Origin of the sequence: Vibrio aphrogenes, from assembly GCF_002157735.2 — a bacterium.
GTDB classification, from domain to species: domain Bacteria; phylum Pseudomonadota; class Gammaproteobacteria; order Enterobacterales; family Vibrionaceae; genus Vibrio; species Vibrio aphrogenes.
Window position 1 is genome coordinate 13,284 of record NZ_AP018689.1, and the last position, 13,914, is coordinate 27,197.

At 42.3% G+C, this 13,914-nt stretch carries 12 protein-coding genes; 4 read left to right on the top strand and 8 right to left on the bottom strand.

Translation table 11 applies throughout. The annotated features are described in order from the left end of the window. Window positions 1-2,439 (top strand): DNA topoisomerase (ATP-hydrolyzing) subunit B, encoded by a 2,439-nt coding sequence (gene gyrB, locus VCA1004_RS00070; protein WP_086981858.1) that lies wholly within the window; start codon window positions 1-3, stop codon window positions 2,437-2,439. Between the two features lie 74 nt (window positions 2,440-2,513). On the opposite strand, the gene VCA1004_RS00075 is transcribed toward gyrB, so the two are convergent. Next, window positions 2,514-3,707, bottom strand: coding sequence for an ISL3 family transposase (locus tag VCA1004_RS00075; protein WP_086981859.1), 1,194 nt, complete (start codon window positions 3,705-3,707; stop codon window positions 2,514-2,516). Between the two features lie 401 nt (window positions 3,708-4,108). Here VCA1004_RS00075 and VCA1004_RS00080 point away from each other — a divergent pair, with 401 nt between their 5' ends. Further along, window positions 4,109-4,546, top strand: a complete 438-nt coding sequence (locus tag VCA1004_RS00080; protein WP_179949218.1) for an Hsp20 family protein — start codon at window positions 4,109-4,111, stop codon at window positions 4,544-4,546. 54 nt (window positions 4,547-4,600) lie between these two features. Here the strand turns inward: VCA1004_RS00080 and VCA1004_RS00085 are convergent, their stop codons facing one another. The 6 genes from VCA1004_RS00085 to glyQ form a co-directional block, all read right to left on the bottom strand. Continuing rightward, window positions 4,601-5,677 (bottom strand): KTSC domain-containing protein, encoded by a 1,077-nt coding sequence (locus tag VCA1004_RS00085; RefSeq protein WP_086981861.1) that lies wholly within the window; start codon window positions 5,675-5,677, stop codon window positions 4,601-4,603. Continuing rightward, window positions 5,674-6,462, bottom strand: a complete 789-nt coding sequence (locus VCA1004_RS00090; protein WP_086981862.1) for a carbohydrate-binding protein — start codon at window positions 6,460-6,462, stop codon at window positions 5,674-5,676. Before VCA1004_RS00090 ends, VCA1004_RS00085 begins: the two co-directional genes overlap by 4 nt. A 205-nt stretch (window positions 6,463-6,667) precedes the next feature. Beyond that, window positions 6,668-7,939, bottom strand: coding sequence for a valine--pyruvate transaminase (locus VCA1004_RS00095; RefSeq protein WP_086981863.1), 1,272 nt, complete (start codon window positions 7,937-7,939; stop codon window positions 6,668-6,670). A 102-nt stretch (window positions 7,940-8,041) separates the two neighbouring features. Then, window positions 8,042-9,070, bottom strand: coding sequence for a potassium channel family protein (locus VCA1004_RS00100; RefSeq protein ID WP_086981864.1), 1,029 nt, complete (start codon window positions 9,068-9,070; stop codon window positions 8,042-8,044). Between the two features lie 146 nt (window positions 9,071-9,216). Then, the gene (gene glyS / locus VCA1004_RS00105; RefSeq protein ID WP_086981865.1) at window positions 9,217-11,283 is read right to left on the bottom strand and encodes a glycine--tRNA ligase subunit beta; all 2,067 of its coding nucleotides are present in this window, start codon (window positions 11,281-11,283) and stop codon (window positions 9,217-9,219) included. A gap of 2 nt (window positions 11,284-11,285) precedes the next feature. Further along, entirely contained in the window at window positions 11,286-12,224 is a 939-nt protein-coding gene (glyQ, locus tag VCA1004_RS00110; RefSeq protein WP_086981866.1) for a glycine--tRNA ligase subunit alpha, read from the bottom strand. 376 nt (window positions 12,225-12,600) lie between these two features. Here glyQ and VCA1004_RS00115 point away from each other — a divergent pair, with 376 nt between their 5' ends. Together VCA1004_RS00115 and VCA1004_RS00120 are read left to right on the top strand one after the other, a co-directional pair. Further along, window positions 12,601-13,149, top strand: a complete 549-nt coding sequence (locus VCA1004_RS00115) for a manganese efflux pump MntP (RefSeq protein ID WP_086981867.1) — start codon at window positions 12,601-12,603, stop codon at window positions 13,147-13,149. A 77-nt stretch (window positions 13,150-13,226) separates the two neighbouring features. Further along, complete coding sequence (locus tag VCA1004_RS00120; protein ID WP_086981868.1) at window positions 13,227-13,472, top strand: hypothetical protein; 246 nt, start codon at window positions 13,227-13,229, stop codon at window positions 13,470-13,472. A 60-nt stretch (window positions 13,473-13,532) separates the two neighbouring features. On the opposite strand, the gene tusA is transcribed toward VCA1004_RS00120, so the two are convergent. Beyond that, on the bottom strand, window positions 13,533-13,781 hold the full coding sequence (gene tusA / locus VCA1004_RS00125; RefSeq protein WP_086981869.1) for a sulfurtransferase TusA: 249 nt from the start codon (window positions 13,779-13,781) through the stop codon (window positions 13,533-13,535). Window positions 13,782-13,914 lie beyond the last annotated feature (133 nt).

The window sequence follows — 13,914 nt, forward strand, 5'->3', positions numbered from 1 at the left end:
ATGTCGAATAACAATGATTCTGCAAATAGCTACGATTCATCGAGTATTAAAGTACTTAAAGGGCTGGATGCAGTACGTAAGCGTCCAGGAATGTATATCGGTGATACCGATGATGGTACCGGCCTTCACCATATGGTATTTGAGGTGGTTGATAACTCAATTGATGAAGCGTTAGCTGGCCATTGTTCAGACATCATTATCACCATTCACGAAGATAACTCTGTTTCTGTGAGCGATGATGGTCGTGGTATTCCGACCGAAATGCACGAGGAAGAAGGGGTATCAGCTGCCGAAGTTATCATGACAGTATTGCATGCTGGTGGTAAGTTTGATGACAACTCTTATAAAGTTTCTGGTGGTCTACACGGCGTAGGTGTTTCAGTGGTGAACGCACTTTCTGAAAAAGTCGAAATGACCATTAAGCGTCAAGGCAAAGTGCACCAACAAATTTATTGCCATGGTGTTCCTCAAGCGCCTCTTGCGGTAATTGGTGAGACGACAGAAACTGGTACTCGTATTCGTTTTTGGCCAAGCGAAGAAACCTTCACCAACATTGAATTTCACTATGACGTATTAGCAAAACGCTTACGTGAATTATCATTCCTAAACTCTGGTGTTTCTATCCGCTTAATTGATGAGCGTGAAAAAGATAAATCGGATCACTTTATGTTTGAAGGGGGCATCCGTGCTTTCGTTGAACATTTAAACCGTAATAAAACCCCAATTCACCAAAAGATTTTCTATTTTGATCATGCACGTGAAGAAGACGGTATTACCGTTGAAGTTGCGATGCAGTGGAATGATAGCTTCCAAGAAGGCGTGTACTGTTTTACCAACAACATTCCACAACGTGATGGTGGTACTCACTTAGCGGGTTTCCGTGGTGCATTGACGCGTACTTTGAATAACTTTATGGACAAAGAAGGTTATTCGAAAAAAGCACAAGCTTCGACTTCAGGGGATGATGCTCGTGAAGGGTTAACCGCGGTAGTGTCGGTAAAAGTGCCCGATCCAAAATTCTCAAGCCAAACTAAAGATAAACTAGTGTCTTCTGAAGTGAAGTCGGCGGTTGAATCGGCAATGAGCGAGAAGCTTTCTGAGTTCTTAATTGAAAACCCAAATGAAGCAAAAATCGTTTGTGGAAAAATCATTGATGCAGCACGAGCACGTGAAGCGGCGCGTAAAGCACGTGAAATGACTCGTCGTAAAGGAGCATTAGATTTAGCGGGCCTACCTGGTAAACTGGCGGATTGCCAAGAAAAAGACCCTGCCTTGTCTGAATTGTATATTGTGGAAGGGGACTCTGCTGGCGGTTCAGCCAAGCAGGGACGTAACCGTAAAAACCAAGCAATCTTGCCGTTAAAAGGTAAAATCCTAAACGTTGAAAAAGCACGTTTTGATAAAATGCTATCTTCACAAGAAGTCGCAACACTGATTACCGCACTAGGCTGTGGGATTGGCCGTGATGAGTACAACCCAGATAAATTGCGTTACCACAATATCATCATCATGACCGATGCCGATGTCGATGGTTCGCACATTCGTACTCTATTATTGACCTTCTTCTACCGTCAAATGCCTGAGCTGATTGAGCGCGGTTACATCTACATTGCTCAACCACCACTTTATAAAGTGAAAAAAGGTAAGCAAGAGCAATATATCAAAGATGAAGAAGCGATGGAGCTCTATCAAGCCGGTTTAGCTTTAGATAATGCCGCTTTATACGTTAATACTAATGCTCCAGCCTTGGCGGGCGCAGCACTTGAAAAACTAGTACTTCAATACAATGAAGGTATGAAGTTAGTGAAGCGTATGAGTCGTCGTTATCCTTACGCTATGATCAATGAATTAACGCATATTCCTCGTTTGACGGCGGAAATGAGTAAAGATGCCCAACAAGTTCAAGCTTGGGGTCAAAAACTCGTTGATCAACTTAATGCCAAAGAAGTTGGAGCCAGCCAATATTCATTAGAGGTTGAAAAACACGAAGAGTTAGGTGTGAGTATCGCTAAATTAGTGGTTCGTACACATGGTGTTATGCATGAATACGTTGTGTCATTAGATCTCCTAAACTCGAAAGAATATGGCCGTTTAGCTGATCTTTCTGAAGCCTTAGATGGATTAATTGAAGAGGGCGCTTACGTTAAACGTGGTGAACGTACTCAAGAAATCGCCTCTTTCCCAGAAGCGCTGGACTGGTTAATCAAAGAATCTCGTCGTGGTTTATCATTACAACGCTATAAAGGTCTTGGAGAGATGAACCCAGATCAACTTTGGGAAACTACCATGGATCCAGAGAGTCGTCGTATGATGCAAGTGACAATCGATGATGCGGTAGCCTCTGATGAATTATTTACCACATTAATGGGTGATCAAGTTGAGCCTCGTCGTAAGTTTATCGAAGATAACGCCTTAAAAGTGGCAAACTTAGACGTGTAGTATTTTCGATTCTAGTCATTGAATCAACGTGATTGAATAAAACCCTTTGTTGCTGCAAAGGGTTTTTTATTGGTTCATCGCGGCTTTCCGGGGAAAGCCGCTTTTATCTTTAAGAAGAAGTAATCGGTATCTCGATAACCATATCCCATCCGCTTGATTAACTTTATCTTGTTGTTTATCCCTTCAAGGGTGCACGTATTCAACGGATAACTTCCTGAGGCGATAATTCCATGAAGGTAGGGACGGAGCTTTCGAGCAAATTCTTTTAACGGCTTAATTCCGCTATCATTCACTTGCTCCCACCACACCTTCCATAAGTTTTTCACCTGAAGTTCTGACTCACAGCGCCAGAGTTCCTTTAATTGTGCTCCCAGCACATAGGTTGTCATCAAGTCCTTATTTATTTCCAATATTTCAGTGAGATAGCTATCTTGTTGTGTATTTAAATTATCTCTATTTTTCAATAATACCCAACGTGAGCGCTTAACCCATTGTCTTGCTTTTTTATCGTGCTTTAGCTTATTGGCTTGATCAACTCTGACTCTATCCATGACCTCACGACCGAACTTAGCCACAACATGGAACAAGTCATAAACGATATGTGCATTTGGGCAATGCTCTTGGACTTCAAGATCAAAAGCAGTATTCATATCCATTGCTACCGCCTCGATATTTTTACCATGTTCACCTAGCTGCTTGAAAAATGGTCGAATATCCTTACGGCTACGACCTAGCCCTACCCAGATAACCTGATGACTCTTTGCATCAGCAATGACAGTGGCATAACGATGCCCCTTAAAAATGGCGAACTCGTCCATGACGAGCTGCCTTAGTTCGCCCCATTTTACCTGCGGTACAACGTGTTGAAGTCGACGCTTATCTATTTCTTTAATTGTGTGCCAATGAACACCCGTTATTTGGGCGATGTGCTTTATGGGTAAAAGAGGCAGCAACTGCTCGATATAGCTTCTCAAGCGATTAGTGAGGCGAGCATAAGGCTCTAACCAAGATAACTGTTCTGTTTTAATGCCACAATGACGGCACTTAACTCGTCGAGTTTGAACAAGCAACTCAACGGGTAGACCAAGCAGCGTTGCTTCTTTCACGTTACGCCATTGGTACTCATGTATTGATTGAGCATGAAGTCCACAAGGACATTTAGCGATAGAACTAGGTTTCAGGGTAAGTGTAATAAGTGATTCAGTCTGATGAGACTTTACTATATGAAAGCCTTCCCAGAACGATGATAGAAAAGTATGATTCGGCATGAAAACGGTAGTTTGTGTAAGGTTGTGTTTGGCGATGTAACCTTATCACTTACTACCGTTTTTGTTTTAAGTTCCCGCTAATCCGCGATGAACCTTTTTATTTGGTATAAAGTAAAAAATTATTTTCAATAAATGCTTGAAAGTAAATTTTTCGACCTTATATATGATCGTGAAAGGGACGCCGATAAGCTCTAAGTCTAAAGTTTTTCTTATAAAGACGACGCGTAAAGATAGTTCGCGATAAAGATAAAGATAAAGAGTGGGTCCTTTGCAACGCTAAATCTGTTTCGCCTACGGGGTTATAGATAGGCACTTAACTCAATCGCAAGCTTCAGCTCGGGCTGAAACCTTGCACGCTATTGATTAAATAGACACTATTGCTTAAATAAGAGGATAGTATTATGCGTAATGTAGACTTCTCACCTTTATACCGTAACGCCATTGGTTTTGATCGTTTATTAAACCTAATGGAATCAAACAACGCCAAAAACTCATCAGGCGGTTACCCTCCATACAATATTGAGAAACAAGATGAAAACCATTTCCGCATCACCATGGCGGTTGCCGGTTTCGCTGAAGAAAATCTCGATATAACTCAGCACGAAAACATGCTAATTGTGCGTGGTGAGCGTCAACCTGAAGAAGGCAAAAACTACGTTTACCAAGGTATTGCTGAACGTGATTTTGAGCGTAAATTCCAACTTGCAGACTACGTGAAAGTGCTTAGCGCAGGTATGGAAAATGGCCTGTTGCACATCGACTTGGAACGCGAAATTCCAGAAGCGATGCAACCACGTAAAATTGCCATCAACGGTAAAGAGTTGTTAGAAAACAAATAATCTAGCAGCAAAAATATAAAGGAAGAGAAGGGTGCCAAGTGGGCACCCTTTTTGTTATTCCGATAATTTTATATAAGGATAAATCCCCTTTATTTCAGTATTTAAAAATGCTCCTTGTGATTCAGCTATTTCAAAAGATTCAAACACATCACTTGGTACGTAGTTATAACGATAAACTGATGAATCTTTAAATTTAATATCCAAAATTTGGCTTAAGTATGAATAACCATAGCTGCTCATAGCAGAGCTGTTACTAGAATGCTGTTCAGATATGGGGGGTGGATATTGCTGGCTGACAATATGTGAAATGCTGGAGGCTGCTAAATTGGCTTGACCATATTTTTCTAAGTAAGAAACAATTAAAGAGTGCCCGGTAAAATCCGCTAAACTAAAATCATTATCATAATTAGATGGTAGAGCCCCAATCGTGTATCGCACTGCAGCCATAACAATATCATTATCATTGGTGACAAAGCCCATTAAATGAGGGTATTGAGTGCCTGTATATCCACCTACGCTGCTAGTCGGTAAGGCAAAGCCAAAATATCCAAGCATTCGATAATCATTCAGTGTTGATCCATCAGGGTATCGGTAGTCAGCATATAGCGCGTCTAGCAGTGCATTGGTATAAAAGTTTCCTTGACTGTGCCCTATTAATACCACTCTGTTACAGTTATCAAGTAAGTCTGTTACAGAATGATAAGCATGATTAAAGGTTTGATCTTGGTAATAAGTATCGCTAATTTCTTTCAATATTGCAGACATAACATCAGTTGTTTCTTGGGCTGATTGTTGAGAGGTTCGAGCTACACTGAAACCTGAAAAGGTTTTTGCAATATTATCTTGTACTGTTTGGTTAACATTGAGCTCAGTAAACTTTTGTAGAGCGACTTGTTTGAATTGCTCTAAGAAAGGTTCACTTGGATTCCAAGAGCCACTAGAGCTTATATTAACCTCCCCTACGTTTAAATGATTGCTAACAAACTTCTGCAATTCTACCATATTTTTATTGTAGCTCTTCTGATTTGTGAACATCCCATTAACATAATAAACATTTGTATTGTCCACGCTATCAATACAATTTGCATGAGCTAAGCTAGATAATAAAAAGAATAAAATTATAAATTTCATTTCTCGACCTCAAATGATTGGCAAATACTTTCATCGATATAGTTTTTGTTCATATCTATAACTTTTGCTAACTTTGCTTCACCCATCCTGTAGGAATAAGAGCGGTTAATTGTTGTAAAATAGAGTTCTGCGGGCGTGATATAGCTATTGTTTTTATAAAATTTATCTTGAGAGCAGGAGTATAATGAACTTGATATAATGGTTGTGTTTTTAGCTGTGTCTTTATCTATTAGTTCTTCATCTATAAAGTGGAATTCAGTTATTAGTCTCCAGCTTATCCCTAAATCCTTAGCTAACTCTTTATCTTTTTCATTACTATAAGTTTGTTCAATTTTGGCTTCATAAACATCATCTAGGCCATTATTGTTACTGTCGATGCCTAAAATCGCTTCTTTACTTTCCGGATCTAGCGGCTCTTCTGGCGTGATTGGCTCTGGGTCTTCTGCACCGATTAAAATTAACCAAGCTTCGCTAGTTGCGGGTATTGCGCCACTATTCCAATATTTAGCTAGATAGAATTTGTTTTGATAAGCAACCACATCACCGCCGTGATAAGTATTCGAGGCATCCCAATTGGGGTTGTTATCAGGAAAGGTTATCCATCCATCCCAGTTGTTTTTATTATTGACTGGTGGTGTGTTTTTATTCCAATGAGTCGCAACATAAATGATTCCATCTTTAGTAACCATATCTCCTGCGGTATAGGTGATATTTTGGTCCCAAGCTTCATAGGAATAGCTTAGAGATGAGTATAAAAATAAGCTAGATAGCCATAGTCTTTTCATTGTTTTTCCTTTGATGAGTATAAAAGAAAAACAAAGCTACTTAATTTTATGCTTAGTGTTGAATGGTTTATTGATTAGGTAGAAAGGGAAGGCCATTTTTTAGAAAGGCGAGAAACTTTTAATGAAATGAAGTTATTCGGTTCTTATTTTCGAGAGAGGAAAACACCAATATGGGTATATTGGTGTTTTATTGCTAGCTTTGTGATTACTTGGGAATATTTTGATAAGCCTTATTCACTTCCTCGGCAATAATTTCAATGCCGCGCTGCATGTCTTGTTCTTTCTGTACATAATTCATACGTAGACATTGGTGTGCGTGCTGCCAAGGTTTGCCATCATCCGATGCGTCTTGGCCAAAGAAGAAATACTCGCCCGGTACAATTAATACCCCACGAGCTTTTAGGCGTTGATACAGTTCCATGGTGGTGATCGGTAGTTCATCAAACCATAGCCATAAGAAGATCGCGCCTTCCGGTTTGTGAATTTTAAATCGCGGATCGGGAATCGCTGCTTGCAGTAATTCCACCGCATGTTGCGCTTTAGCTTGATAATGCGGTTTGATGACGTTTTCACTCAGCGGCAGGAGATCATTATTTTTGATCATGTGTGTTGCCAGTGCCGGGCCAATGCTGCATGGCGCTAGGTTGATGATGCCATTGATGTTGGTCATGGCTTGAGTCATTTCTTCACTGGCAATCACAATACCGCAACGTACGCCCGGTAAGCCTAATTTTGATAAGCTCATGCACAAAATGGTGTTGTCATTCCAAAATGGGGTCACTTGTTCAAAGATGATATTAGGGAAAGGCGTGCCGTAGGCGTTATCTAGAATCAATGGGATATGATTGTCACGCGCAAGCTTATCGAGCTTTTGCACCTCATCATCGGTCAGCACATTGCCGGTTGGGTTGGTGGGGCGTGACACACAAATAGCCGCAACTGAGTCATCGACTTGCAGGTGTTCAAAATCGACATGGTATTTGAACATGCGATTGTCCAGCATTTCGATCTCTGGGTGATAGGAGACAAAAATGTTCTCATTAATGCCAGCGTCGCTGTAGCCGATGTATTCTGGTGCCAGCGGCAGCAAAACTTTCTTATGGCTACCATCGGCTTGCGGACCAGCAAAAAGATTAAATAAAGCGAAGAACGCACTTTGGCTGCCGTTGGTGAGGCTGATGTTTTTTTCGCTGATATTCCAACCATAAGTATTTTTTAATAGCTCAGCAAGAGATTGTAAAAAGACGTTTTTACCTTGCGGGCCATCGTAGTTGGTCATGGCAGAGATCAGGTCGCCGTTTTCCAGCATATCTTGACTGGCTTGCTTAAAGTAATCGAGCATTTCAGGAATCGCGGCGGGGTTGCCTCCTCCGAGCATGATGGCTCCCGGTGTGCGGAGCCCATCATTTAAATCATCCATTAATTGGGTAATGCCTGAATAGCGGTTAAACTTGTCACCAAACTTCGAAAACTGCATAACGTCCTAACTCAACCTCACTGTTGTGTATTCTTACCTACAATTTTTTAACATAGGTTTTCCTGTCAGAACATACTTGATTGTGTGGATGATAGGAAGAGGCTAAATAAACTTATCCCAATTAATCGCGGTAATTCTTTCATCGGCAATATACACCAACACATCGCCTTGCTTGATGCCATGTTCAAGTGGTGGATTTAACGTGAGTCCATCGCCATGATTGACCGCGATCAGGATGGCATCATATTGCTGTTTAAAGCGAGAAAAAACACTACTAAAGCTGGTGGGTTGGCCTTGGTATTTGACCATGTATTGCGTCATGCCGAGTGCGTTATTGACTAACTCGTAATGCAATTGGCTTGAGCCAGGGTCGACTGCTGATTTGGCGATCATTTCAGAGGCAATCGACGGAATGCATTCGACATTTTTGCAATGTTGTTTGAGTAGTGTACCTAAGTGCGCATCACGAAAGTAGGTGACAATATGGGCTGTAGGGTTTTCGTTGGCGCAATTTAATCCTGCCGCCATAATGTCATTATCGTTATCTAAATCAATGATGATGGTTTTAGCTTGAGTTAATCCGGCTTTAGCCAGCCCTTTTTCATCAGTAAAGGAATTGACGTGCACAAACTCTATTTGGCTAGGAAATGGGTTTTCTATGTCTAATGCTGAGCATAAAACAATATCTTGGCGACTGTGTTTTATTTCATGTAACAGCATTTCAATAAGATGTGGAGTACGGTCTTCGCTCCAACCTAAAATTAAAATATGGTTTTCTACATTCACTTTTTTATGCCCCAGTAATCGTGCTTTCCATAACATGATTGCGCGAGTCGCTAATCGACCCACCACAATTGCGAATAATCCCACCCCACCCGGAATGATAAATAGAGCGGTAACCCATTTACCCATTTCAGTTTGTGGTGACATATCGCCATAACCTACGGTTGAGCCTGTCACCATGATGTAATAGATAAAATCAGAGAGGGGTAAGAGTGAGTGCTCATTAGCGAGATAGAGTAATCCCCACGCCAGTAATAAATAGCCAGCTAATGCTAAGAGTAGGTTTTGTCCCGACAAGCGATTAAATTTGGCGGTAAACCAGCGATGAAGTTGCTGCAATACAGGCACAAGAATCCTTTCTATGTGATTGGTATAAAAACAGTGAGGGATAAAAAAAGTCCAAGCTCATTACCCTAGCTTGGACTTAGTTTAGTGTCTTTTCGGCCGTTTACAAAGATACCTACTATGACTTATGTGATCGCTGTGCGGCGGACTTACTTTTGTAAGAGTGAAATATCCGCTATCTGCAAGAACAAGTTACGTAGATTATTCAAAAGCGTAAGTCGGTTTTTCTTCAACGCTTCATCATCAGCCATTACCATCACGTTATCGAAGAAGGCATCAACCGGTTCACGAAGATCGGCCAACTTGCTCAGTGCTTGTTGGTAGTCACCTGTCGCAAAGGCTGGCTCTAACGCTTCGGTCATCACTTCAACATTTTCAGCTAATGCTTTTTCTGCGTCTTCTTGTAGTAGTGATAAGTCGATGTCAGCCGCTAATTCACCATCAAATTTCGCGAGGATATTACCCACACGTTTGTTGGCAGCGGCCAGTGACTCAGCGGCATCTAATTCACGGAAATGAGAAACTGCTTTGACACGTTGATCGAAATCCAATGGCTTAGTTGGACGACGCGCCAATACCGCTTGGATGATGTCAACGCTGAAGCCTTGGTCTTGATACCAAGCGCGGAAACGGCCAAGCATAAATTCAAGAACGTCATCTTCTACGTTAGCGTTGGTCAGTTTATCACCCAGTAAGGCTTTCGCTTTTGCAATCAGAACCGTTAAGTCTAGGTGGTAACCTTTTTCAACGATAATGCGCAAAATACCTAAAGACGCACGACGCAATGCAAATGGGTCAGAGCCTTTTGGTGCTTGGCCAATGCCGAAGATACCGACTAGCGTATCCAGTTTGTCGGCCATCGCAACGGAAGCCGCTACATCTGAACTTGGTAATTCATCACCAGCAAAACGTGGCATGTATTGCTCGTTTAGTGCCACAGCGACTTCTTCGTCTTCACCGTCATGGCGAGCATAGTGCATACCCATTACGCCTTGGGTGTCGGTAAATTCAAATACCATTGAGGTCATTAGGTCACATTTTGCTAGCAGGCCAGCACGTTTTGATTTCTCAACGTCAGCACCGATTTGCTCTGCAATAAAGCCAGCTAGTTCAGTGATGCGATCGGTTTTGTCTTTGATGGTGCCCAATTGTTTTTGGAAAATAGCCGTTTCCAATTCAGGAAGGTGCGATTCCAAAGTGCGTTTGCGGTCGGTGTTGAAGAAGAATTCTGCGTCTGCCAAACGAGGGCGAACCACTTTCTCGTTACCTTCAATCACTTGACGTGGGTCTTTTGATTCAATGTTAGACACAAAGATGAAGTTGGGAAGTAGCTTCTTATTTGAGTCATACACTGGGAAGTATTTTTGGTCGCCTTTCATGGTGTAAACCAAAGCTTCAGAAGGCACTTTTAGGAACTCTTCTTCAAACTTAGCGGTTAACACTACTGGCCATTCAACCAATGAGGTTACTTCTTCAACTAGGTCGTCTTCAAGATCAGCAACCCCGCCAACCTCTGCCGCTGCTTTTTGAGAATCACGTAAAATGATGGCTTTACGTTCTTCGTAATCGGCCATGACTTTGCCTTTTTCAGCCAGCAGCGCTGGATATTGGTCAGCATTGTCGATGGTAAATTCGCGCTCACCCATGAAACGGTGACCACGGATGATGCGATCAGATGCCACACCTAGAATTTCGCCTGCGATCAGTTCATCACCAAATAAAACAGTTAAGGTTTTGACTGGGCGGATGAATTGGGTTTCTTTGTCACCCCAACGCATTGGTTTTGCGATTGGTAAATGCGCCAGTGCTTTGGCCGCCATCTCGATCAAAAGATCTTTAACTGCTTGGCCTTTGACTTCTTGCTTGTAGAGTAACCATTCACCTTTATCGGTTTTCAGGCGCTCAGCTTGGTCAACGGTAATACCATTACCGCGAGCCCAACCTTGCGCGGCTTTAGTTGGGTTACCTTCGGCATCAAATGCTTGTGCAATCGCAGGGCCACGTTTTTCAACCACTTTGTCTTGTTGGCTTTCAGCCAGTTCTGCCACTTTTAGTGCTAAACGGCGCGGTGCGGCATACCATTTCACGCCTTGGTGTGCGATGTCGGCAGCGTTTAATTCCGCTTCAAAATTCGCAGCAAAGGCTTCAGCAAGGGTGCGAAGTTGCGTTGGTGGTAGCTCTTCAGTACCTAATTCGATTAAGAAATTCTTCGCCATGATTACTTCTCCTCGCCTTGAGTGCTTTTTACATCGTTATCTTTACACATTGGGAAGCCTAGAGCCTCACGAGAAGCGTAATAAGCTTCAGCAACTGCTTTAGTGAGGTTGCGAATGCGTAAAATGTAGCGTTGACGCTCGGTAACCGAGATCGCTTTGCGCGCATCAAGCAAGTTAAAGGCATGACCGGCTTTCAAAATACGCTCGTAGGCTGGTAATGGCAGTGGTTTTTCTAGCTCAAGTAATCGTTGGCATTCTTTTTCACACTGATCGAAGAAACCAAATAGGAAATCGACATCGGCGTGTTCAAAGTTGTAAGTCGATTGTTCGACTTCGTTTTGGTGGAAAATATCACCGTAAGTGACTTTACCCAGCGGGCCATCGGTCCAGACTAAGTCGTAAACCGAATCGACACCTTGAATGTACATCGCAAGACGTTCAATACCGTAAGTGATTTCACCGGTTACAGGCTTACACTCAAGACCACCAACTTGTTGGAAGTAAGTAAACTGAGTGACTTCCATACCATTTAACCACACTTCCCAGCCTAGACCCCAAGCGCCGAGTGTTGGGTTTTCCCAGTTATCTTCCACGAAACGAATATCGTGAATCAGTGGGTCAATCCCCAATACTTCTAATGAACCTAGGTACAACTCTTGAATGTTGTCAGGTGACGGTTTGATGATGACTTGGAATTGGTAGTAATGCTGAAGACGGTTTGGGTTTTCTCCGTAGCGGCCATCAGTTGGGCGACGAGATGGTTGCACGTAAGCGGTCGCAATTGGCTCTGGACCAATCGCGCGCAGGCAAGTCATCGGGTGAGAGGTGCCTGCGCCCACTTCCATATCTAAAGGTTGAACAATGGTACAGCCAACTTGGGCCCAATAATCCTGCAGCGCGAGGATCATCCCTTGAAAGGTTTTGACGTCGTATTTTTGCATAATCTGTTTTGCCTGCTGAAATCGCGCGATTTTATTAATAAAAAATTGTCACATAGTATATACCTAAGTGGCCTTAAGATGCGAGTTTCAGCAACAATAAAACACGCGAAAGCAAGGCCAAGGTAATGAGATTATCGGTGTTTAGGTGAGCTTGAAAGTGGGCACTTAACTGGCTGAATCGATACCATTTCATCCTAAAACAACAGACATAATCATTCGTATTGATGAGATTGGTAAGGGGACGCGTGGCTGTATTTCTCTTTATATAAGGTCGCAGTTAACCGCTTTAATCGTTGAATGACGAGGAGTGAAATTATATTCTTTGCCGCAAAATTGGCCTTGAGAGCCATGATTCCAATTTAAATGAGTGAAGAAAATGTTTGATGTCTTGTTATTAGCCTTGGCGCTGAGTATGGATGCCTTGGCGGTTTCCATTGGTTTAGGTGCCAAAATGAGCTCACAACAACACACCCCTTTTCGATTAGCTATCAAAGCTGGGTTGTATTTTGGAGTCTTTCAAGCCTTAATGCCGTTTGTAGGGTTTTTAGCCGGCCATAGCGTATTGGGTTGGGTAGAAAGTTTGGCGCCGTATGTGGCATTTATTTTGTTGTTAGGGATTGGCATCAAAATGATTTATGAAGCCTATTCCGATGGCATTGAACAAGATTTACGACAGATTACTCATCGAGTGATGTTAACTTTGGCGATTGCGACCAGTATTGACGCTATGGCAGCAGGCTTTAGTCTTCCTTTATTAAAGGTCGATCCGATTCTTGCGTGTGCCTTAATTGGGGTCGTAACCCTGCTCTTTAGTATGCTGGGAGTGCTGATTGGCCGTAAAAGTGGTACCTGGTTAGAAAGCCAAGCGGAGTTACTTGGTGGGGTGGTATTAATTATTATGTCATTTAAATTTTTGTTCGTTTAAGTGATCGAGTTTTCATTACCTTGTCATCTATCTCACTATACTAAGGGTAGAGGTCCTATTAGTCATGAGGTGATGTTATGTTAACTCGTTATGTTGGAATGACCCCGAAAAGTCAAAGTTATTTGTTTACCTTTGGCTTAGCGTTAACCTTAGTCGGAATGGCGGTGACGGATTTATGGTTACCTATGGTGGCTGGGGCAATTATTTTAGCGGCTTTGGCGGTGGAAGCTTGGATTCGTGTGCTGTACATCATTCCATTAAAGAAACAATTGCAGGAGCTGAAGGTCAAACTCGCGCGTTTAGAGCAGAAATCATCACAGTGACCAAAGAGTGAATTCAACAGCATAGGCAGCCAGTGGTTGCCTATTTTTTTAGGGGGCGTTTTAAGCGAGGCCTTTTTTGATCACAAATTGATAAGGCAGTTGGTCGACGTTAGACTGAATTAATTGGTGGTCCATAAAACGACAGAAGCTAGGGATATCACGAGTCGTCGAAGGGTCATCGGCTTTAATCAAGAGCACTTCCCCTTCTTGCATAGTACGAATGGTTTTCCTGACCATCATCACAGGCTCTGGGCAGCGAAGCCCTTGGGCATCTAAGATTTTATTCGCGTTATTTGGATCGAATGTCATAACTGAGGAACTCTTAAAATTTGTGATCTGTGACCAAAAAGAGCCAAGATAATACTGCGGATGAAAAAAAAGGCAACACAGAGTCGTGAGAAGAATGGATCACTCATCGCCATAATTGCTCTTATGGTTAAAT

Bases quoted from the DNA above. Each gene is read 5' to 3' on its own strand.
- VCA1004_RS00120 (WP_086981868.1), top strand. From the start codon at position 13,227: ATGTTAACTCGTTATGTTGGAATGACCCCGAAAAGTCAAAGTTATTTG.
- VCA1004_RS00115 (WP_086981867.1), top strand. From the start codon at position 12,601: ATGTTTGATGTCTTGTTATTAGCCTTGGCGCTGAGTATGGATGCCTTG.
- VCA1004_RS00075 (WP_086981859.1), bottom strand. From the start codon at position 3,707: ATGCCGAATCATACTTTTCTATCATCGTTCTGGGAAGGCTTTCATATA.
- gyrB (WP_086981858.1), top strand. From the start codon at position 1: ATGTCGAATAACAATGATTCTGCAAATAGCTACGATTCATCGAGTATT.
- glyQ (WP_086981866.1), bottom strand. From the start codon at position 12,224: ATGCAAAAATACGACGTCAAAACCTTTCAAGGGATGATCCTCGCGCTG.
- VCA1004_RS00090 (WP_086981862.1), bottom strand. From the start codon at position 6,462: ATGAAAAGACTATGGCTATCTAGCTTATTTTTATACTCATCTCTAAGC.
- tusA (WP_086981869.1), bottom strand. From the start codon at position 13,781: ATGACATTCGATCCAAATAACGCGAATAAAATCTTAGATGCCCAAGGG.
- VCA1004_RS00085 (WP_086981861.1), bottom strand. From the start codon at position 5,677: ATGAAATTTATAATTTTATTCTTTTTATTATCTAGCTTAGCTCATGCA.
- glyS (WP_086981865.1), bottom strand. From the start codon at position 11,283: ATGGCGAAGAATTTCTTAATCGAATTAGGTACTGAAGAGCTACCACCA.
- VCA1004_RS00095 (WP_086981863.1), bottom strand. From the start codon at position 7,939: ATGCAGTTTTCGAAGTTTGGTGACAAGTTTAACCGCTATTCAGGCATT.
- VCA1004_RS00080 (WP_179949218.1), top strand. From the start codon at position 4,109: ATGCGTAATGTAGACTTCTCACCTTTATACCGTAACGCCATTGGTTTT.